The sequence below is a fragment of the Micromonospora sp. A202 genome, assembly GCF_006715105.1.
Taxonomy (GTDB): Bacteria; Actinomycetota; Actinomycetes; order Mycobacteriales; family Micromonosporaceae; genus Micromonospora; species Micromonospora zamorensis.
The window spans coordinates 1,489,946-1,509,892 of the sequence record NZ_VFMP01000001.1; the positions used below are offsets into that span (position 1 = coordinate 1,489,946).

The 19,947-nt window shown below is 71.0% G+C and carries 15 protein-coding genes, 5 tRNA genes and 2 pseudogenes; 11 read left to right on the top strand and 11 right to left on the bottom strand.

The features are described from left to right. Positions 1–40 precede the first annotated feature (40 nt). Genes FBZ33_RS06940 through FBZ33_RS06950 form a run of 3 tightly spaced genes read right to left on the bottom strand, consistent with a single transcriptional unit; the run spans position 41 to position 2,781 of the window. Positions 41–889: a polysaccharide deacetylase family protein gene (locus FBZ33_RS06940; protein WP_255508737.1), complete on the bottom strand. Its 849-nt coding sequence runs from the start codon at positions 887–889 to the stop codon at positions 41–43. 35 nt (positions 890–924) lie between these two features. Further along, positions 925–2,103, bottom strand: a complete 1,179-nt coding sequence (locus tag FBZ33_RS06945) for a cytochrome P450 (protein ID WP_141908411.1) — start codon at positions 2,101–2,103, stop codon at positions 925–927. Between the two features lie 9 nt (positions 2,104–2,112). Next, positions 2,113–2,781, bottom strand: coding sequence for a methyltransferase (locus FBZ33_RS06950; protein WP_088946896.1), 669 nt, complete (start codon positions 2,779–2,781; stop codon positions 2,113–2,115). A gap of 151 nt (positions 2,782–2,932) precedes the next feature. Between FBZ33_RS06950 and FBZ33_RS06955 the strand changes: the two genes are divergently transcribed. Then, entirely contained in the window at positions 2,933–3,823 is an 891-nt protein-coding gene (locus tag FBZ33_RS06955) for a hypothetical protein (protein ID WP_255508738.1), read from the top strand. 49 nt (positions 3,824–3,872) lie between these two features. On the opposite strand, the gene FBZ33_RS06960 is transcribed toward FBZ33_RS06955, so the two are convergent. The 3 genes from FBZ33_RS06960 to FBZ33_RS06970 form a co-directional block, all read right to left on the bottom strand. Continuing rightward, complete coding sequence (locus FBZ33_RS06960; RefSeq protein WP_185755226.1) at positions 3,873–6,803, bottom strand: M36 family metallopeptidase; 2,931 nt, start codon at positions 6,801–6,803, stop codon at positions 3,873–3,875. 346 nt (positions 6,804–7,149) lie between these two features. Next, positions 7,150–7,731 carry a TIGR03086 family metal-binding protein gene (locus FBZ33_RS06965; RefSeq protein WP_088946898.1) on the bottom strand — a complete coding sequence of 194 codons (582 nt, stop codon included), beginning with the start codon at positions 7,729–7,731 and terminating at the stop codon, positions 7,150–7,152. An 80-nt stretch (positions 7,732–7,811) separates the two neighbouring features. After that, positions 7,812–8,414 (bottom strand): TetR/AcrR family transcriptional regulator, encoded by a 603-nt coding sequence (locus FBZ33_RS06970; protein ID WP_088946899.1) that lies wholly within the window; start codon positions 8,412–8,414, stop codon positions 7,812–7,814. 388 nt (positions 8,415–8,802) lie between these two features. On the opposite strand from FBZ33_RS06970, the gene FBZ33_RS06975 reads away from it, so the two are divergent. The 3 genes from FBZ33_RS06975 (at position 8,803) to FBZ33_RS06985 (ending at position 9,068) form a co-directional block, all read left to right on the top strand. Next, positions 8,803–8,875, top strand: a tRNA-Gly gene (locus tag FBZ33_RS06975). Between the two features lie 34 nt (positions 8,876–8,909). After that, positions 8,910–8,980, top strand: a tRNA-Cys gene (locus tag FBZ33_RS06980). A gap of 13 nt (positions 8,981–8,993) precedes the next feature. Next, positions 8,994–9,068 (top strand) — tRNA-Val (locus tag FBZ33_RS06985). Between the two features lie 58 nt (positions 9,069–9,126). On the opposite strand, the gene FBZ33_RS06990 is transcribed toward FBZ33_RS06985, so the two are convergent. Next, the gene (locus FBZ33_RS06990; protein ID WP_255509109.1) at positions 9,127–9,603 is read right to left on the bottom strand and encodes a winged helix-turn-helix domain-containing protein; all 477 of its coding nucleotides are present in this window, start codon (positions 9,601–9,603) and stop codon (positions 9,127–9,129) included. Between the two features lie 515 nt (positions 9,604–10,118). After that, complete coding sequence (locus FBZ33_RS06995; RefSeq protein ID WP_088946900.1) at positions 10,119–10,361, bottom strand: DUF6458 family protein; 243 nt, start codon at positions 10,359–10,361, stop codon at positions 10,119–10,121. A gap of 148 nt (positions 10,362–10,509) precedes the next feature. On the opposite strand from FBZ33_RS06995, the gene FBZ33_RS07000 reads away from it, so the two are divergent. The 3 genes from FBZ33_RS07000 to FBZ33_RS07010 all read left to right on the top strand — a co-directional run bounded on the left by FBZ33_RS07000 (position 10,510) and on the right by FBZ33_RS07010 (position 11,866). Further along, positions 10,510–10,582: transfer RNA gene (locus tag FBZ33_RS07000), tRNA-Gly, on the top strand. A gap of 46 nt (positions 10,583–10,628) precedes the next feature. Continuing rightward, positions 10,629–10,703 (top strand) — tRNA-Val (locus FBZ33_RS07005). A gap of 170 nt (positions 10,704–10,873) precedes the next feature. Continuing rightward, positions 10,874–11,866, top strand: coding sequence for an NAD-dependent epimerase/dehydratase family protein (locus tag FBZ33_RS07010; RefSeq protein WP_141908412.1), 993 nt, complete (start codon positions 10,874–10,876; stop codon positions 11,864–11,866). A gap of 8 nt (positions 11,867–11,874) precedes the next feature. Here the strand turns inward: FBZ33_RS07010 and FBZ33_RS07015 are convergent, their stop codons facing one another. Together FBZ33_RS07015 and FBZ33_RS07020 are read right to left on the bottom strand one after the other, a co-directional pair. Beyond that, complete coding sequence (locus FBZ33_RS07015) at positions 11,875–12,870, bottom strand: nitroreductase (protein ID WP_141908413.1); 996 nt, start codon at positions 12,868–12,870, stop codon at positions 11,875–11,877. 283 nt (positions 12,871–13,153) lie between these two features. After that, positions 13,154–13,282: pseudogene (locus FBZ33_RS07020) on the bottom strand (ATP-binding cassette domain-containing protein); the annotation flags it as partial. A 10-nt stretch (positions 13,283–13,292) separates the two neighbouring features. Between FBZ33_RS07020 and FBZ33_RS33250 the strand changes: the two are divergent. From FBZ33_RS33250 to FBZ33_RS07040, 4 genes and pseudogenes are all read left to right on the top strand, one after another. Beyond that, positions 13,293–13,550, top strand: a pseudogene (locus FBZ33_RS33250) (reductase); the annotation flags it as partial. A gap of 10 nt (positions 13,551–13,560) precedes the next feature. Beyond that, complete coding sequence (locus tag FBZ33_RS33255; RefSeq protein WP_255508739.1) at positions 13,561–15,447, top strand: LamG domain-containing protein; 1,887 nt, start codon at positions 13,561–13,563, stop codon at positions 15,445–15,447. Next, complete coding sequence (locus FBZ33_RS33260) at positions 15,408–18,320, top strand: polymorphic toxin-type HINT domain-containing protein (protein WP_255508740.1); 2,913 nt, start codon at positions 15,408–15,410, stop codon at positions 18,318–18,320. Before FBZ33_RS33255 ends, FBZ33_RS33260 begins: the two co-directional genes overlap by 40 nt. Continuing rightward, on the top strand, positions 18,317–18,742 hold the full coding sequence (locus FBZ33_RS07040; protein WP_141908415.1) for a hypothetical protein: 426 nt from the start codon (positions 18,317–18,319) through the stop codon (positions 18,740–18,742). Before FBZ33_RS33260 ends, FBZ33_RS07040 begins: the two co-directional genes overlap by 4 nt. 344 nt (positions 18,743–19,086) lie before the next feature. On the opposite strand, the gene FBZ33_RS07045 is transcribed toward FBZ33_RS07040, so the two are convergent. Continuing rightward, positions 19,087–19,944: a universal stress protein gene (locus FBZ33_RS07045; RefSeq protein WP_141908416.1), complete on the bottom strand. Its 858-nt coding sequence runs from the start codon at positions 19,942–19,944 to the stop codon at positions 19,087–19,089. Positions 19,945–19,947: the final 3 nt, after the last annotated feature.

The window sequence follows — 19,947 nt, forward strand, 5'->3', positions numbered from 1 at the left end:
GCACCGGACCCTGACTTTCGTCAGGTCGCGGCCGGGTCGGTCAGCGGACGTAGTCCTCCAGCAGGGCCGGTGTCAGCCCGGCCCGGTGGATCGCCTTCAGCGCCGCGAGCAGGTCGTCCATCAGCGCCGGCCGGAAGTGCATGAGCAGCACGTCGCCGGGCTGGACGAGCCTCTCCGGGGTCTGGTAGCGCACCTTGCCCTCGTGCACGGTCTCGGTCCAGTGGAAGACCGCCTTCGCGCCGCAGTCGTGCGCGGCCCTCAACGTGGTGGTGTCGTGCTCGCCGAACGGTGGCCGGAACAGCGTCGGTCGCTTGCCGAACAGCGCCTCCAGCTTGTCCGCGGCACCGCAGATCTCGTGCCTCTGGCGGTCGTACGACCGGCCGGCCAGCGAGTTGTGCGTGATGGTGTGGTTCTCGACGACCCCGCCCGCCACGATGATCTGCCGGAAGTAGACGTCGTGCTCCTCGGCGGCCGGTGAGTTCAGGAACATCGTGACCGGGATGTGCGCCCGCCAGATGAATTCGGCCACCTCGGGCGGACGGGCCAGCCCACCGTCGTCGATGGTGATGAAGGCGACCCTCTGATCGGTCGGCAGGCGGTGCCAGAACTGGGCCGCGCCGGTCTCGGGCAGCGGCACCGGTTGCGGCGGCGGCGCCTCGGGGAAGGTCGGCACTTGGGACACGTACCAGTCAAGGCTCCCGGGCGCGGGCTTCGTCGTCGGAGACGGCGAGGTCGACGTCGACGGCGCGGCAGGCGAGGCGGACAGGGCCGGCTGGTCCGTGGCGATCCGTCGGACGTGCAACGCCGGTCCGGCTGTGCAGGCACTCAGCACCAGCAGGGCCAGAAGTGTTACGACGGCGAGGATCCGACGCGCAGGGGTCGCTGACACGCCCGGAAACCTACCGAACAGAGATCAGGATCTCCTCAGGCCGGTGCCCCCGACGAGCGCCGGACGACGAAGGCGTCGGGCATCCGGAAGGTGAGATTGTCCGGGCACCAGGGCGGACGTACCACCCGCACCCCGTCCAGCAGCGGCGCTGCCTCGGCCACCACCACTGCCGCCTCCATGCGGGCCAGCACGTCGCCGACGCAGCGGTGCGCGCCCGCCCCGAATGCCAGGTGCCGGCGCGACCCGCGCTGACCGGGGCGGAACTCGTCGGGGGACTGCACGACAGCCGGGTCCCGGCCGGCGCGACCCAGCCACAGCACGAGGCTGCTGCCGGCCGGCACCGCCGTGCCACCCAGCGTGCTGTCCGTCGCCGCCGCCCGCCGCCAGGTGACGATCGGAGGCTCCAGCCGCAGCCCCTCCTCCACCACGTCGGCCACCGCGACCTCGCCGGTGCGCAGGCCGGCCCGGACCGCGGGCTCGCCGGCCAGCCGGTGCAGCAGCAGGGTGAGGAACTGCGAGGTGGTCTCCTGCCCGGCGACCAGCAGGAAGAAGAGCGCGCCCACCACCACGTCCGGCGGGTGCCCGGCCGCGCGCAGCTCGGCGGCCAACCCGCCGCCGGTGGTCGCGAAGTCGCGCAGTACGTGGTGGAACCGCCCCACCTCGGCGGCGAGCGTCACCTGCCGGTCGACGTCCAGCGGGGCCCAGAACAACTCCAACGCGGCACGGGCGAACTCCTTGACCGCGCCGACCGGGGCGTCCGGCAGCTCCACCAGCCGGGCCAGCACCAGCAGCGGCAGGTCGGCGGCGAGGTCCGCGTACAGGTCGACCGGTTCGCCAGCGTCGAGGGCCGCGCCGAGCCGAGCGACCCGGTCCCGGACCAGCGCGGTCAGCCAGGGCCGCTGCGCGGCGACCCGGGCGGGGTGCAGCGCGTCCGCTACGATCGCCCGGATCTGCGGGTGGCTCGCACCCGAGTTGTTGGCGAGGGTCGGCGGCAGCCGGAACCGGTGCCCGGCCAGCACCCGCAGCGCGGTCACCGGCATCGGCGTCACCGCGTCCAGCGCGTTGTCCGGCCGATAGGTGACCGGGTCGGCGAGGACCTGACGGACCAGCGCGTGCCGGGTGACGACCAGGTGCGTGCCGCCGACGTGGTCCGGCACCCGGGCCACGTCCGGCCATGCGGGGTCGGTCACCTGCGCCCAGCTGCGGAACAGCACCCGGACACGCTAGCCGGGGGCTCCCGGCAGCCCGGCGCGCAACCTCCAGACGGTGGTGCGCTTCACCCGCACGCTCTCCAGAGCCTCCGGCACCGGCACGTCGTACGCCGCTAGCTCGTCGAAGCGGTCCCGGGGCAGGAACGCCCGGCCGGGGTCACCGACCAGCGCCGGTGCGCCGGCCCGGGTGGCGCGCAGCAGGAACCGCAGCACCCGGCGGGCCATCGCGTCGCTGTAGAAGACGTCACCGGCGAGCACCACCTCGGCGTCCCCGGCGTCGCCGTCGAGGATGTCGCCGAACTCGGCGTCGACGCGTACCCCGTTGGCTTCCGCGTTGAGGGCGACCGCCGCCACCGCCAGTTCGTCCACCTCGACGGCTCGCACCGACGCCGCGCCGGCGCGGGCGGCGGCGATGGCCACCAGGCCGGAGCCGGAGGCGAGGTCGAGCACCCGGCGGCCGGCGACCAGCTCCGGGTGGTCGGTCACGTAGCGGGCGAGCGCCTGCCCGCCGGCCCAGGCGAACGCCCAGAACGGCGGCGGCCGGTCGGTGGAGAACTCGCCCTCGGTCAGCTCCCACAGGCCGATCGGTTCGTCCGCCTGGTGCAGCCGCACCTCGGGGACGAACGGGACCGGGGCCAGCCGGGCGTGCAGCCGGACGAACGTGCTGGAGAGCTCGGACACGTCGCCGATTGTCCCAGCGGCCCGGTGTCCGGCGTGTCGCGGGGGAGCGGTGACCGGTTCACCACCGTCGGTGAAAACCCACCCCGTCCTTGCCGGTCGGTGCGAACACACCCGTCTGGTCCGGCCGGGGGGCCGCTCCTAGCGTTGCTCAGTGGAGACGACCGAACGGAGGGCGGCGGTGGTGACGGTGTGGCGGAATGCGGTGCGGGTAGGGGTGGTGCTGGCCTGTCTGAGCGGGGTGGAGCTGGCATTGGCCGCACCGGCGCAGGCGGCGTTCAGCACCGAACTGAGTGGGCTGCCGGCCCGGTTCACCGCCGGCGAGCAGGTGCGCACGGTGTCCGCCGTCGTCTCCCGGACGGACCGGCGCGGGGGCTGCGTGAAGGTGCGCTGGTCGATGGTGCTGAGCGTGCAGGGCCTCCGGCTCGACCAGGTGAAGATGGACCGGGTGGAGGAGACCGGTGACTTCCCGCTGCAGATTCAGACCGACGGTGACGTGGCCCGGTTGACCGACCGGCAGCTCGACCCGGGCACGCTCTGCCCGGGGCGCACGGTCACCGCCCGCTACCGGGTGGCCTTCGCCGAGGACGTCACCCAGGGGCGGGTCACTCTCGCCGCCGAGGCGTACGACGCCAACGCGCGCCTGCTGGCCCGACAGACGGCCACCCGCTCGGTGGTGGGTCCGGGTGGCACCCCGACCAGCACGCCGAAGCCGACCGCCACCCCGTCGGAGCCCAGCGAGACACCGAGCGCGCCGGCCGAGGAGGAGAGCACGTCCGTGGATGAGCCGGTGGGGGACTACCCGGTCGACGCCGCGCCACCGGCGCCCGGACGCCCGGTCTCGCAGACCGGCGGGTTCGGGGTGGTGCAGGCCGCGTTCCTGCTCGGCGGGCTGCTGCTCTTCCTCGGAATGGGGTTGCTGCTGCGGCTACGGCACCTGACCCGGGCCGCCGGCGGAGATCCTGCGGAGCCCGACGTCCCACCGGTGGACCGGCGCTGGGAGCGGCCCGCCACCGCCGACCGTTGGCGACCGGCCCGCCGCTGACCTCAGGGCCGTGGGGGCCGGCGGACCTGCCGCCGACCCCCACGGTTTCTCAGTTGGAGAACGCCTGGAACTCGGCGATCCTGACCTGCGATCGGGCCGGACTGGCCGTCGCGCAGTCCGTCGTGGTGGCCGGGTCGTCGTCCTGCTCGCCCGCGTAGTGCGGGCCACCGGTGCACTGGCTCGCCAGCACCTCCAGTCGCAGGTGGGTGGCGACGGTGCTGGGCACCGCGAACGTCCGGAGGTTGATGTCCCGGCTGTACGCCCGGTACGCCCCGCCGGGGAACGCGTCGCCCGCGCTGGTGTAGATGCGCTGCCACCGCGCCGGGTCGGCGCAGTCGGTGGTCGTCGCGTTGCAGGCGGACACCGCGAACGAGCGCATCGCGCTGAGCGCGTTCTGACTGCCGGTGTCGGCGTCGCCGGCGATCGCCGGGCGCAGCATCGCGCTGACGTTCACCCGCTTGACGGTCTGCGGGGCGCCCCCGGGCAGCGCCACGGTGAGCTGCCGGCCGGCCACCCCGTCCAGGGAGGCCCAGTTCGTCGCCTCGGTGTCGTCGGCGACCCGGTCCAGGTTGACCCCGTCGCCGGTGATCGTCGCCCCGGACGCGGTGGACGCCAGGTTACGGCTCATCCGCAGGTCCACGTACCCGTCCTGACCGGCCCGGGCGACCACGCTGAGCCGCTGGTGCCCGAAGCCGGGCGCGACGGCCAGCAGGTCGTACGTGCCGGCCACCATCTCCACGGTGTCCGGGATCGGCGTCGCCGGGTCGGTGTCAGCGATCGGCGTCGCCCGCGCCTCGTACGTCCCGACGTACACCCGGATCGGCGCGTCGGCGCTGTCCCCGCGTGGACGGAGGGTCAGCGTGGCGTTGCCACCACGCGGCGAGGCGAAGCTCGGCGTCGGGTCGGTGTCGGTGGCGCCGTTGGTTGCGGCGTCCCGGCCCATCCCGGAGCGGGCGAACTCGGCCCAGATCAGGTCCTGGTTGGCACCACCGAAGCGGAGCAGGTCGGCGGTGAGCATGTTGTCCCGCATGTCGAGCATGCTGACCTGGCTGGCGGCCTGGAGCAGGAACGAGTCGAACACCAGTTGCGACCAGCGCCGGTTGCCCGGGCACTGGTCGGCGGTGACCTTCCCCTGTGCGCAGTCGAGCTGCCGCTGCGGGGTGCCGAGGCCGTACCGCTTGACCAGCGCGGAGCGGACCCGGAAGTTGGTGGCGCCCCAGATCTCCCCGTCGGCGTGCACGGCCGGACCGCCGGTGTTGTAGCCGATGTCGGAGTAGTTGAGCGGGCTGCGGCTGAGGTCGTAGTTGCGAATGCCGCTGACCAGGTTGCCGGTGACGTAGCCGCCGGTGATGAAGGGCGTCTCGCCGGGCGCGCGCAGCCCGTGCTGGAAGAGGTACTCGGCGGCGAGCAGGTCGCCCCACGACTCACCCATCGCCCCGCCCTGGTGGCCGCTGATCCCGCTGTCCGGGCCGGCGATCATCCGGTTGGTGATCGCGTGGGTGTATTCGTGGCCGATCACCGTCATGTCGTAGTCGCCGTCCACACACGGCGGGTACGGCCCGCCCGCCTGCGGCTGCCACAGGTACATGTTGGTGGTCGGCGGTAGCCCGTCTCGCGGGGTGCCCTGGTTGGCGTTGTTCCGGTTGCCGGTCAGCGCGCCCTGCTGGGCACGGCCCTGCTCGGCGTCACCGCCCAGCCCGGCCGGGGTGAGGTTGACCGCCTGGAGGTTCCACGCCGACTCGGTGAAGCCCAACTGGTAGGACCAGTCGTGCATCCGGTTGTGCATGGCGAACAGGTTGGCGATCGACGCGTCGGCGTCGTTGCGTTGGGCGGAGGTGAACACCTCCGGGTTGCACTTCGACTGGTGCCACTGGTCGGTGAAGGGGTATTCGTAGCGACGGTCCGGGCTGGTGGGCGCCGGGACGACGGGGGTGCCGGCACCCCAGGAGAGCACCGTGTTGGCCGAGTTGCCGCGCGAGGTGAAGGTCGGCGTGCCGGTGGCCGCGTCGACGTCCCACGGCTGGCCGGTGGCCGGGTCGCGCCAGGCGGCCTGGCAGCCGGGTGCCGGGTCGCCGCACCAGCGCACCCGGGGGTCCTGCCCGGGGCCGAGGTCGCGGGGCGGGGTTGCCGGGAAGACCGCCCAACTCGGGTTGTCGGAGTCGAAGTCGACAAGGTCCTCGCGGACCAGCACCTGCCCGGTGCTGCCGTCCACGTAGGTGGTGAACGCGGCCGGGTGCTCGGTGTCCGCGCCGATCATGGTCACCTCGTAGGCGGCCCGTGGCCCGTCCAGCGGGGTGGGTACGGCCACCGACCGGATGGTGTGACTGGCCACCGCGCCGGGGGTCAGCTTGGCGTCGGCGAGCGCGGCGGCGTACGCCTGCTCGGCGGTGCGGGTCGCGGGTGCCGGTGTTCCGGTGTTGCGGGCCAGCGAGGAGCTGGCCGAGAGCACCGTGCCCTTGGCGACCGCGAGGGTGACGAGGCCGTCCGGCCCGGCGGGCAGGTCGCCGAACCGTTGCCGGAGGGTGACCACGGCACCGCTGCCGATCGGCCGGACCAGCACGCGTTCCATGGCGGCCACCGAGGCGGCGTCCAGCCCGAACAGGTCGCGGTTGGCGGTCAGGTAGGCGCGTGCGGCGGCCTCCGGGTCGGCGGGCAGCCCGGTGGCGAGAGGGGTACGACCGGGGCCGAGCGCCTGCGGGGTGCCGAGTCGGTTCCACCGGACGTCGGGGTCGGCGGCGCGGGCCAGGCCGCGCTGGCGGGCGTCGGGTGCCGCCGTACCGGTGCGGTTGTCGACGTCTGCGGGCTCGTGGCCCTCTGCGAACGGTCCGGAACTGCGCGCGGCGGACGCCGCGTTGCCGGTGGGGGCCGCGGTGCTTACGCCGGTGGGGAGCAGCGCGGCGACCGTCGCCGTCGTTGCCAGGACGGCGATGAGCCGGCGTCGACGCCGGCTCATCGGGGGTAACCACTCCGGTTGTGGCACGGGACCTCCTCGTGGGAGCGGGATGGCCGGCGAATCGCCGACCGTCAGTGCGCGATGACGCATGTGCATCTGTGGATATCAGTCGATCGTGATGGCGGCAAGGGCTGGGGGCGCCCACGGGCCAGGAGTTCGAAGTCTTCGCCCGGGTTCCGGTGATCGACATGCTGATCGGCGACGACCGGCTACGGGCATTCCACGTCGCGCACGACGACGGCCACCACCTACGGTGGCGGCCGTCGAGCTGGTGCCGCCGCTGTGGCGGCGGGTGATGTATGGGGGTGCTCGTCCCAACGGCGGCGACGGCACACGGGGCGTCCATCGCCGGAGCGTGACGCCGCGGGAGGGGTCAGTCGCTCGGCGCCCAGTCGGGGTCGCGGCCGAAGGCGGCCAGGAGGTGGTCCTGCTCGTCGGCGTCGTCGGGCACCCGCACCCCGGTCCGGACCAGGTTGTTGCGCCGGTAGTCGTCGATCTCGTTGGCGAACCACCGTGCGGCCACGCGCACGGCGTCCGGGTCGAGCCGAGGCTGTACGCCGATCGCCACCGCCACGTCCCAGCCGTGGATGAGGTGCTCGGCGAGGAGTTGCTGGAGGTATTCCGCGGCAGGGGTGTCGCCACCGGAGAGGTGCACGGTGCGGTCGATCGTGCCGGGATGGGTGGCGGCGATCTCGGCCTGCGCGGCCGCCTCCCGCGCCGCCGTGATCGGGTCGGCGCCGAGCTGGTCACCGTCGAGTCGGTCGCCGACCTCCTCGATGGTCCGGCCGGCCAGCAGCGGAACGCTCCACCGGTCCTCGTTCACCACGTGGTTGACCAGCGTGCGCACGTCCCAGTCCGAGCAGGGTGTCGGGTCGGACCACTGGCCGGGCTCGACCTGGTCCACCCGGTCGACGAACTCGGCCAGGCTCCGGCGGTACGCCTCCAGCAGATCCATGCTGCCGATTGTTCCGGTCCACGGGGCGGGCCGAGCCGTTTTGCCCGGCCTGGTGTGGGTGATTGCGCTGGCCGCCCGGCTCAGTCCAGGTCGGTGGGGTCGAGGCCGAGCTCCCGGGCGGTGACCAGCCGGACCCACTCGCCGAACTGCCGGCGGGAGATCACCCGGTCGTGCACGGCGAGTTGGACGGCGAGGCCGTCCATGACCGCGCTGATCCGCCAGGCGGCCCCGTCCGGGTCGGCGCACTGGAAGGTGCCGTCGGCCACGCCCGCCGAGATCACCGCCGCCAGGTCCTGACGCCAGCGCAGGTCGAGTCGGCGGGAGACCTTCTCCAACTCCGGCGTACGCAGCGACTCGGACCAGCCGTCGATCCACATCGACCACGAGGCACCACGGCCGGCCGGGGTGTAGAGCTTGAGGATCCGGCGGAGCTTGGTCAGCGGTGGGGCCGAGGACCGGGTCACCACGTCCAGTCGGGCGAGATCCTGCTCGACCGCGTACGCGAAGGCCTGTGAGAGCAACCGTTCCTTGGTGGCGAAGTGGTAGAAAACCAGTGCCTGACTCACGCCGGCGGCCTGCGCCACATCCGCCGTTCGGGTATTGGCCAGCCCGCGCTCCACGATCACGTCACAGGCGGTGCGCAGCAGGGCATCCAGGCGGATCTCGGCCGCACGTCTCGTCACGACCGTTACCGTAACCCATCCGAGTGAACACGAACAGTTACCACCACGCCCTGATCCGCGCTGCCACAGTCGGAAGCCGGACACTTTCTCAGGCCCTCGTCGGTCGTTCTTCAAGGAGTGTCCGTCGAGGTCCGCCGGCACGAGCTGATGCGCGCGTACACCCTTCTCGCGACCTGCGACATGATGATGACGATGATTGCCTAATGGTTTCGGAGGGTGACCGTCCGCAACGAATGGCAGCATCAGGCCAGCCCCCTAGGAAGCCCTGCGGGAGGGTGCTGATTCCACCCGCGCCGAGGGCGGGACGCGCCGAGGCGACCCCGAGTTGGCAGTCGTTCACCGGCTCGGCTAAAGTTCTCATCCGTCACCCGGGAACGTTCGGGGGCGTGCGGACGTAGCGCAGCTGGTAGCGCATCACCTTGCCAAGGTGAGGGTCGCGGGTTCGAATCCCGTCGTCCGCTCGGAGCTGCCGCCACGCATGACGGGGGCAACCTCGGTGGGGTGGCCGAGAGGCGAGGCAACGGCCTGCAAAGCCGTCTACGCGGGTTCAAATCCCGTCCCCACCTCGGCAACAAGCACGGGCGATTGGCGCAGTGGGAGCGCGCTTCCTTGACACGGAAGAGGTCACTGGTTCAAACCCAGTATCGCCCACCACAGAGAACGGCTCGTCACCGAAAGCCCGGTGACGAGCCGTTCTGCTTATCCCTGGGGCTCATCCGACGCTGAGCCGGTAACCGATCCCGCGAACGGTGTGCACGCGCAGGGTGTCGTCGGCGGCGCGCAGTTTGCGGCGTAACCGCTTGACGGCCGAGTGCAGGATCGACGTGTCGCCGAGGTACGCGCAGCCCCAGACCGACTCGAAGAGTCTCTCGTACGTCCAGACTCCGAGCGGTGCGGTGGCGAGCTGGGTGAGCAGGCGACGCTCGAGTCGGGTCAGGGCCAGCGGTTGTCCACGCCACGTCACCAGATGGCCGAGCGGGTCGATCGTGAGGTCACCGAGACTGGTCCGGCCGGCGGTGACGGCGGGAGCGGCTGCGGCGGGAGTGGGAACGGTCGCGGAGGTGGAGAGCCGCGCCGGCCGGCTGCTGGCCGGCGGGCCGATCATCGCCTGCAACTCCGCGAGGTCGGTGCAGATCACCAGGGTGCCGAGGCCGTTCAGGCGCCGCACCATCCGCTCGCGCACCGACACGTCGGCGGTCACGCAGAATACGAGGGACACATCATCGATCACTGTTGTACCTCCCCAGGGCCAGTGAAAGACAACGCTGTCTGAACCCCGTAGTCAATGGTTTCCGCACCCCGTGACCCGTTCGGGTTCGCTGACCACGCGCTCTCCGCTTCGCCCGCACACCACGTTCTGTGCGAAGTCGAGCGGATCAGGCTGGCTCAAAATCTCCCGTTCGATCGCCGCGGCCACGCCCTCCGCCGGGATTCCGGACACCCGGGGACAGGCCGGCACGAACGAGGCCAGGGCGGTGGTTTCGGCGCCGAGGACGACCAGGTCTCATCGTCGGCGCGTCGATGGAGCGCGCACACCAGGACCAGCGGGTCGCCGACGCAGTCCCTGGAGTCGGCGCTCTACGACCTACCGGGCGGCGCTGACGCGCTACGCCGAGGTCGCGCTCACCTGCCTGGACTGAGTGGGGTGTCGCGCGCACGGGCCGACCACCTCGATCGAGGCGGCCGGCCCGTGACGCTGAGCCCTCACAGCGGAGGTGCGATGTCCCGCCGCTCCTCGACCTGGCGGTACTCCACCGGCTGCTCGGTGGTGGTGACGACCTGGCGGCGGCGACTGAAGATCAGCGTGGTCATGATCAGGCCGAGCACGCCGGCTCCCATCAGGATCCAGCCGACCACGTCCAGGTCGATGCCGCCGACGCTCGCATCCAGCGCGAAGGTGAGGATCGCGCCGAGCGCGATGAGGAAGATGCTGGTGCCGATACCCACGACAGCCTCCTTAAGGGGGTGTGGTGTGCTGTCGAGATTCCTCAATACCCCGCTGCCGACCAGTGCAACCGCAACCGCCCAGGGGGCCGCGCCAAGCGATCTTGGCATCAGGTAGAGTTCACCTGTCGCCGGCGGTTGTCGGGGACGTGCGGACGTAGCGCAGCTGGTAGCGCATCACCTTGCCAAGGTGAGGGTCGCGGGTTCGAATCCCGTCGTCCGCTCGCGATCCGCCCCACGGGCCTGGCTGCCGGTTCGGGTGGTCACCACGGGCGATTGGCGCAGTGGGAGCGCGCTTCCTTGACACGGAAGAGGTCACTGGTTCAAACCCAGTATCGCCCACCAGAGATGCGACGGCTCGTTACCGGAAGACCCGGTGACGAGCCGTTTCCGTTCACCACCCCCCTGGTAGTCCCTCTTCGGACCGCACCGTGCCCGGTGGTTCTGCCACGGGCAGATCCGCTACCGGTGAAACGGGATGCCGCCCGCCGGGCCGCGCCGGCACTGTGGGGCGCATGAGGCTTCTGGTGCTGGGTGGTACGGGTTTCGTGGGCGGGGCGACGGTCACCGAGGCCGTGCGGCGGGGTTGGTCGGTGACCGTGTTCAACAGAGGTCTGCACGGCTCGGTGCCCCCGGGCGTACACCGGTTGCGGGGTGACCGCACCGCGCCGGACGGTCTGGCTTCGCTGGCGGGCGGCGAGTGGGACCTGGTGGTGGACACCTGGGACGGCGCGCCGCGCGCGGCCCGCAACGCCGCCCGCGTCCTGGTCGACGCGATCGGCCACTTCGTGTACGTGTCCAGCGGGTCGGTCTACACCGACCCGTCCACCACGGGGTTGAGCGAGGACTCCCCGGTGGTGGACGCCGACCCGGGCGCCGTCGACGGCGACTACCCGCAGCTCAAGTCCGGTGCCGAGCGTGCCGTGCGGGAGGTCTTCGGCGACCGCGCGCTGGTCGCCCGGGCCGGGTTGATCCTGGGCCCGGGGGAGGACATCGGCCGGTTGCCCTGGTGGTTGCGTCGCGTCGAGCGCGGCGGCGACGTGCTCGCGCCCGGGCCGGTCGACCTGCCGGTGCAGTACGTCGACGTTCGCGATCTGGCGGCGTGGATGTTGGACGCGGGCGCCCGACGGTTGGGCGGCACGTTCAACGCGACCGGTCGTCCCGGGCAGACCACGATGGGTGAGCTGCTCGACGCGTGCGTGGCTACCACCGGTGCCGACGCCCGGCTGCGCTGGACCGATCCGGCGACGATCCTCGCCGCCGGTGTGCAGGCGTGGAACGAGCTGCCGATCTGGCTGCCGACCGGTCACCCCTACCGGGGGCTGCTGGAGCGGGACGTGACCCGCGCTCTCGCCGCCGGGTTGACCTGCCGGCCGGTGACCGAGACTGTCGACGACACCTGGCGGTGGCTACGCGAGGTCGGCACCGTGCCCTCCCGCGCCGGGCGACCGCTGCACAGCTCGATCGGGCTGGACCCGGCCCGGGAGGCCGCGGTGCTCGCCGGCTGACCGTCCCGTCAGCCCTGCCCGCCGCGCACCGCGGAGGTGTCGACCACCTGCGCGGCGGTCAGTCGCGGCGTGTGCGGTGGGCCCGAGTGTGCCGGGTCCGCGATGCCCAACCGCAGCACGATGTACGGGTAGCCGATCACGGAGAGCATCTGCCGCAGGGTCTGCCGGGTGCCCGGCACCTCCACCGCGGCGCTGAGCGGCACCACCGACACGCCGAGCCGAGTGGCGGTCAGCCAACCGGCGGACAGCGCCTCCCCGGCACGCAACCAGCTGTCCCGCTCGTCCTCGTCGCCGTGCAGGATCGCGTACACCGCCATGCGGTCGTGGCCGGGACTCACGGGCAGGCTGCCGGGGCGGCCGAAGTCGCGACCCGGCACTGTGGTCTGCGGCGGCTGCTCGGGCAGCACCTCCGCCGGCAGGCCGGTGCCCTCGCCGGCGCGGCTGGTCCAGTAACGCAGCTCTGCGCGCAGCTCCGGGTCCTCGGCCTCGATCGTGTCGGCGTGACTGGCGGTCGCGGCCAGCTCCAGCACCTGGTCGCGGTCGAGGATCTGCAACCGGCAGCCCTCCGCGTTGACCGCCCGGGTGATCTGCTCGATCGCCGTGGACGGCACCGGCTCGTCGCTGACCGGCCGCCGGTCGGTGTGCCGGACCTGCATGCACTGCACCATGTGCATGGCGTCCGGGTCCGCCTTTGTCTGGCTCAGGTCGGTCAGTCGGGCCAGCAGCTCGCTGTCGCCCGGGTCGGGCAGTCGCTCCACCACGGCGCGCCACCCCTCGGCCGCCAGCGCGAGCCGTGCGTGGTGCAGGGCGGTGCCACAGCTGATCGCGAGCAGCCGGCCCTCCGGGTCGGAGGCGGCGAGCTGCCGGTCGGCGACCGAGCGCAGCTCCAGCGCGTCGGGCAGCACCCGCCAACGCCACGGCTGGGTGTTGTGCACCGAGGGGGCGTGGCCGGCGGTGGCGGCGGCCTCCGCCAGCGCGGTGGTCAGCTGGTTCTCCTGACTCATGGTCACGACCTTTCCGTCTCTGCTCATCGTGCCTCACGACACGGCTGTGGTGCGGGGGTTGCCGCACCATCATGTGCACACCGGTGGTGTCACCGCAGGGCCACAGGTCCCGACCTCGGCGGGCCGGTCCGCCCGCCGAGGTCGGTCCGAAACCCTCGACACCGCGCTCCAGGTCGGCGGAGGTCAGCGTTCCCGGACCACCGCCACCGGGCAGTTTGGCGTGCTGGATCAGGCCGCTGGCGTCCTGCAGCAGCAGCCGGGGCGTTACGGTGAGCGGGGCGTCGGTGGGCTCGTCGGCGAGCAGAAGCTGGGGCGAGGCGGCCAGCGCGCGGGCGATCGCCACCCGCCGCTGCTGGCCGCCGGACAGCGCGGCCGGCCGCTGCCGGGCGTGGTCGGCTAGGCCGACCAGCTCCGATCCGGCGACGGTTCTCGCCGCCGGTGTGCAGGCGTGGAACGAGCTGCCGATCTGGCTGCCGACCGGTCACCCGTACCGGGGGCTGCTGGAGCGGGACGTGACCCGCGCTCTCGCCGCCGGGTTGACCTGCCGGCCGGTGGCCGAGACTGTCGACGACACCTGGCGGTGGCTACGCGAGGTCGGCACCGTGCCCTCCCGCGCCGGACGACCGCTGCACAGCTCGATCGGGCTGGACCCGGCCCGGGAGGCCGCGGTGCTCGCCGCACAGGGAGTCAGTGACATCGGGTGCCAGGGCCACCGACCCCGCTCCGTACAGCCAGACCAGCGTCTGGTCCGACTGGTGCACGTTCCTGGCGGACACCCAGGTCCCACCGGTGACCGCGACGCTGACCGGAGGGTCGACGGTGCCGGGCAGCACGGCCACCTTCACGATCCGGTCCACCGACCTCACGGTGACGAAGTTCGCGTACGGCTGGGTCAGCCCGGCCACCACGCAGATCGCGGCGACCAGCGGCATCTGGCAGGACCCACTGGGCGTCCGGGTGCCCGTGATGCAGGCGGTCACCTCACTCGTGGTGCCGAAGTACGGTTTGAACACCCTTTACATCTCGGCCACCGACGGCGCCGGCAACGTCGGCCGGGGTTCGCAGGAGTTCATCGCCGCGCGTCCGGCGCCGCCTGTCGCCCGCTGGGGTCTGGAGACGTACCCCGGCGTCACGGCGGCGAACGCGCTCGACGACATGCAGCAGTCCCCGCCGTCGGGCCGCACCCCGTTGTCCTCGGGGAGCGTCTCCTGGACGGGGGACCTGCGGATGATCCGCGGTGAGACCGCCTCGTTCAACGGCACCTCGTCGGCCCTGGCGACGGCCGGACCGGTACTGGACACCACCAGGTCGTTCAGCGTGGCGGGATGGGTGCGACTGGGGGTGCTCCCGACCACGAGCGACATGGTCGTCGCCGCGCAGGCGGGCACCAGCACCACGGGGTTCCAGTTGGGGACCCGACTGGAGGGCTCCCCGGCGACGCCCCGCTGGTCGTTCATGATGAAGGACACCGACCTGACCACCAGCACCAGCCGACCCGCGGTCAGTGCCGCCCTGACCGCCGCGGACGTCGGTCGGTGGACGCACCTCGCCGGCGTCTACGACAAGACCGCCGGAAAGGTCCGGCTGTACGTCAACGGCACGCTTACCGGCGAGGTCGACCGGACCGCGACGGCCTGGAGCGCGGGCGGCATCTTCACCGTTGGCCGCGGGTGGGCCGCGGGCTCTTCGATCAACTGGTTCAAGGGCAACCTGGCCGACGTGCAGGTCTATGACCGGGTCCTGGTCGCGCACGACTTCACCGGTCAGCTCGCCGAGGACCCGAATTCCGGTGGCTTCGACGAGCCGGGGATGCTCGCGGCGATCAAAGTGGGCGACTGGAGCTTCGCCAGCGGCATGGCCTGCTACGAGGAGTCGTCCGACCCCACGCTGTGCAGCGCGCCGGAGGACGGCCAGTTCGGCCGCCGACTGGCGCTGACCCGGGGCGTCGACTTCGGCTCGCTGTCCGATGACAAGTTCCTGGCGCTGGACCGGCAGAGCATCGAGGATCCCGCCCAGCAGACGACGGAGTATGGGCGCTCCCAGGACAATCTCGCTGAGCCGCAGAACCCGGTCTGGCAGGACGGCCGTGTGCTGCGTACCGATCAGTCCTTCAGCGTGTCGGTCTGGGTGCGACCCGACGCGGAGGCGTTGGGCACCATGACCGCCGTCAGCCAGGCCGGCAGTCAACAGTCGGCCTTCTACCTCGGCCAGCGGGCCTTCACGGTGGGCAGCTCGACCGAGTACCGGTGGTGTCTCAGCGTCTTCGGTGCCGACGACGACGTCATCTCGGGCCAGACCGTGGAGGTCCCGATGACGTCGCGGGTCCTGACGGAAGACGACTGGGCCCGGTGGACGCATCTGGTCGCCGTCTACGACGCGTCCCGGCGCGAGGTCCGGCTCTATGTCAACGGAAAGCTGGAGGGCATCCAGGGCTACGGCAGCGGTGCCTTCACACGTACGACGTCAAGGGTCGCCAGATCAGCGCGAAGGACCCGGACAAGGGCACCACCACGACGTCGTACAACCAGTACGACCAGGTGGAGAAGACCACCGACGCCGCCAACAACGTCCTGGTGAACGATTACGACGCCATGGGGCGGCGCAAGGGCCTCTACGCCAACAGCATCGCGGCTGGCAACAAGATGGCCGAGTGGAAGTACGACAAGCTCTACAGCGGCAAGACGGTCCGCGGTCAACTGACCGAGAGCATCCGGTACGAGTCCGCAGGATCGGCCAACGCCTACAAGTGGCAGGTGAAGGACTTCACCGACCGCTACCAGCCGGACGGCGCGAACTACGTCATCCCCACCAACGAGGCCCAGAGCCTCGCGGGCACCTGGTCCTACGCCTACGAATACTCCCCGTACGACGGCAGCCCGACGTCGATCACCTATCCCGGTGGCGGCGGTCTGACCCCCGAGAAGGTGGAGACGAAGTACGACTCGACGACCGGCCTGCCCACGGAGTTGGCCACGAACCTGATCAACGTGGGACGTTACGTGATTGGCCAGCAGTACACCCAGTACGGCGAGCCGACACTCACCACCCGCAAGACCGACGGCGGCGTGTACGTCGAGGACAACACCTACTACGACCTGACCACCCGGCGTGTCGACCGGATGACGGTCAAGCCGGAGACCGGCGCCGGCACGGTGGTGGACGCCAACTACAAGCGTGACGCCATCGGCAACATCCTCTGGATCAAGGACACCCCGCAGGTCGGTACGGCGGACACCCAGTGCTTCCGCTACGACGACCTGCGTCGGATGACCAACGCCTGGACGCCCAAGACGGGTGTGGACTGCGCGGCGGATCCGAGCGTGCTCAACCTGGGTGGGCCGGCACCGTACTGGCACGAGTGGACCCTCGACGCGGTCGGCAACCGCAGCACGGAGAAGGTGCACACCGCGGCGGGCGACACCAAGCGCGACTACACGACGCCGGCCAGCGGCAAGAACGTTGTACGGCCACACGCCGTCACCTCGGTCGCCACGGAGGCGCCCGGCCAAGCCGCCGTCACCACCCAGTACGCCTACGACAACGTCGGCAACATGACCTGCCGGCCGGCGGCCACCACCGCGAACAACTGCGCGACGGCGGCGAACTCGCAGACCCTCACGTGGAACGCCGAGGGCAAGCTCGCCACGGTGAAGGTCGGCGGCCAGACCGTCGAGACCAACATCTACGGCGCCGACGGCGCACGCCTGATCCGGCGTGACGCCACCGGCAGCACGCTCTACCTGCCGGGGCAGGAGATCCGGCGGGACAACAACTCCGTCCTCACCGGCACCCGCTACTACAGCTTTGCCGGCAAGATGGTCGCCAACCGTACGCCGAGCGCGCTGACCTGGCTCTACTCCGACCATCAGGGCACCCAGCAGACCGGCATCAACGCGGCGTCGCAGGCGGTCACCGTACGCCGCCAGACCCCGTACGGCGATCCTCGCGGCAGCCAGCCGCAGTGGACCAACAACAAGGGCTTCGTCGGAGGCGACAAGGACCCGACCGGCCTGACCAACATCGGGGCCCGGCAGTACGACACCGGTCTCGGGCGGTTCATCTCGGTTGACCCGGTGCAGGACCTGGCCGACCCGCAGCAGTGGAACGCCTACGCCTACAGCAACAACAGCCCGATCACGTTCTCCGACCCGAGCGGCCTCCGGGCCTGCTCCGACGACGCCTGCGGCCCGGGCGCCGACTACGAGGACATGTACGGCAACTACGTCGAGGTCGCGGGCGACAACGACGGCTGCGGCGGCAGTTGCGGCGATGACGACTGGGCAGAGGCCCACGCCGCGCATGAGGCTGGTGGCGGCAACGGCGGCGGTGGCGACAAGGGCGGCAAGGGCGGCGGCAAGAACGGTGGCCCTACCGACGAGGAGGTCAAGCGGGCCAAGGAGGTCAAGAAGCAGAACGCCATCTCGATCATCATCAAAGCCGGTGGTCAGCTTCTGCTCGAGTTCTTCGGCATCAACGACATCCTGGACTGCATCCACGGCGACCTGATGGCCTGCGTCTACTCGCTTGCCGGCATGCTGCCCTGGGGTAAGGCCGCCCAGGTCATTCGCAAGGCCAAGCCGATGGCCAAGGTCCTCGGCAAAGCCGCGAAGGCCCTGGTGAAATGGTCTCAGGACACGAAATGGGCCGACGATGTCCTAGAGGCTGCCGAGAGTTGCCTGGTCAAACGGCACAGCTTTGCGCCGGGGACGAAGGTCGTGCTGGCCAGCGGTGGTTACAAAGCCATTGAGGAGCTGCAAGAAGGCGACCAGGTCCTCGCCACCGACCCGGAGACCGGCGAGACCGCGGCTCGTGAGGTCACCCGCACTCACCGCAACGAGGATGCGGACCTGACGGACCTGACGGTCGTGGTGGCCGGCGCAGAGCCTTCCGTCATCAAGACCACGCAGCACCACCCGTTCTGGAGCGAGGACCGGAAGGACTGGATCGACGCCGCCGATGTGCAGGTCGGCGAGTCGCTGCGGGCTCTGGATGGCAAAGCGGTAACCGTCCAGGCCGTCCGGTCGTACGCGGGCCTGGAGGCGATGCACGACCTGACGGTCGCCGACATCCACACGTACTATGTGGTGGCCGGCACTACTCCGGTCCTTGTCCACAATTGCGGACCTGGGCAGGAGTTTGGCACGGCGTGCACATGTAGCGCGGATCAGAGCTTTACCAGACTCGGCACCAGTTGGGAAAGTACGGGGCGCCTTGAACGATCGGCCGCTGCTGCGGAAGCTAGCGGCAGGTTTGGTCACGGCGTTTCGGTGACAACTCGTACGGCAGAAGGCGCGAGCACGGCTACACGAACGGAGATCGAAGAGGCTGGCTTCAGCCTGAGGTACACGCCGACGAGGAGCGACTCAACGCACCATACGCTGGAGCTTCCGAAACCCGTAGACTCCAGTGTCGCGAGGGGATTCAACGTGCTTTTTGGTAGACGGCGGTGACCGGGATCGACGAACTTTTAACAGCAGCCCAACGCGGGTTGCTGAGGCTGCAAGCGGTGGTCATCACAGACTGGCGTGATGGTCCGATTGAGGGCATCGCGCGACTGTCCGCCGGAGATGGGCTGTGGAAGTTCAAAATTTTCGCTGACGACGCCAGCAGCGAGGACGTCAGCGACAGGTTGTATCTGCTCTCCGCCCTGCCAAAGGAGTCAGTCGAGCCGCGAATTTGGGAACTGATCGCAGGTGTGCGTCTACCGCTGGTGTGGCCGTTCGACGACCAATCGAACGCTGCTGCCGCAAAATCTGCAGTCGATCTGGCCCTCGACGCTTCGGGGCAGGCAACTCTGGTAGTAAGTTCGAAAGGGTTCGATGTTGTAGTCAAGGCGTGGTTGGTAGAGGTTGAATTTCGGCCGGCTGCCTGAACGTCTCATCGCTTTGCCGTCAAAGCGTCGTCTGCGGAATCGGCGAATAAGGTCGGTGGGTTTCTAGAAGACTCGGCCACGGGCCGGGTGGGCTCTCGCGTTGAGGGCCCACCCGGCCGGCCGGTAGCGACTCGCCGTGCGAGTAAGCCAGCACTCGTCGCCCGTTCGACGCGAGTTCTGAGCCGTTCCACATCCGTTCGCGTTTTCAGCACTGCGATCGCTCACGAATCAGCGGCACGCCGAAGCCCGCGTTGACTGGGCAGCCTGCGCTTCGCTCCGCTGCCCACCCGCTGAGGCTGTCGCGCCAGCACCCGGCGCCGGACGCTCATCGCCTGACGCTCGGGTCAGCGCTCCCGGACGACGGCGACCGGGCAGCCGGCGTGCTGGATCACCTGCTGGCTGACCGAGCCGAGCAGCATCCCCGCGAGCCCGCCCCGGCCGCGGCTGCCGACCACCACCAGCCGCGCGTCGCGACTCGCCTCGATCAGCATCGCCGCCGGGCTGGTCGGGACCAGGTCGACAGTCACGGCCAGATCGGGGAACGTCCGCCGCCACGGCTCCAGCGCCTGCTCCACAGCGGCCTGCTCGTCGGGCACGCCGGCCGCCCCGCCGGGGCCCGGTGTCCAGGCGTGCAGGACGCGCAGCGGCACCTGGCGCTGCGCCGCCCGTTCGGCCGCGAAGCCGAGCGCCACCAGCGACGGTCCCGAGCCGTCCACACCGACGGCCACCCGGCCGGTCGACGCGTCGGCCGGAGCGCTGCCAGCCCCATCCCGGACCACGACGACCGGGCAGTGGGCATGCGCGGCGACCGAGATCGCCGTCGACCCGGCCAGCAGACCACCGAAGCCACCGTGGCCTCGGCTGCCGAGCACCAGCATGCCCGCCTCGGCTGAGCGTTCCTGCAGCACCAGGGCGGGCGGCCCGTCGTACACCTCGCCGGTGATCCGCAGGCCGGGGTTCGCGGCGGCGGCGTCGGCCGCCGCCTTGCGGACCAGCTCGTCGACCTGCCGGCGGGCGGTGTCGTCCGGCCAGACCCCGGGCGCCACGCCGGGGCCGACCCAGCTGGCCACGGTCAACCACTCGAAGACGTACGCCAGCCGCACCGGTTGGCCGCTGTGCCGCGCCTCCTCCAGCGCCCAGTCGAGAGCCACCGAGGCGTCGGTGGAGCCGTCGTAGCCGACCAGGATCTCCGCGTCGCGCACGTC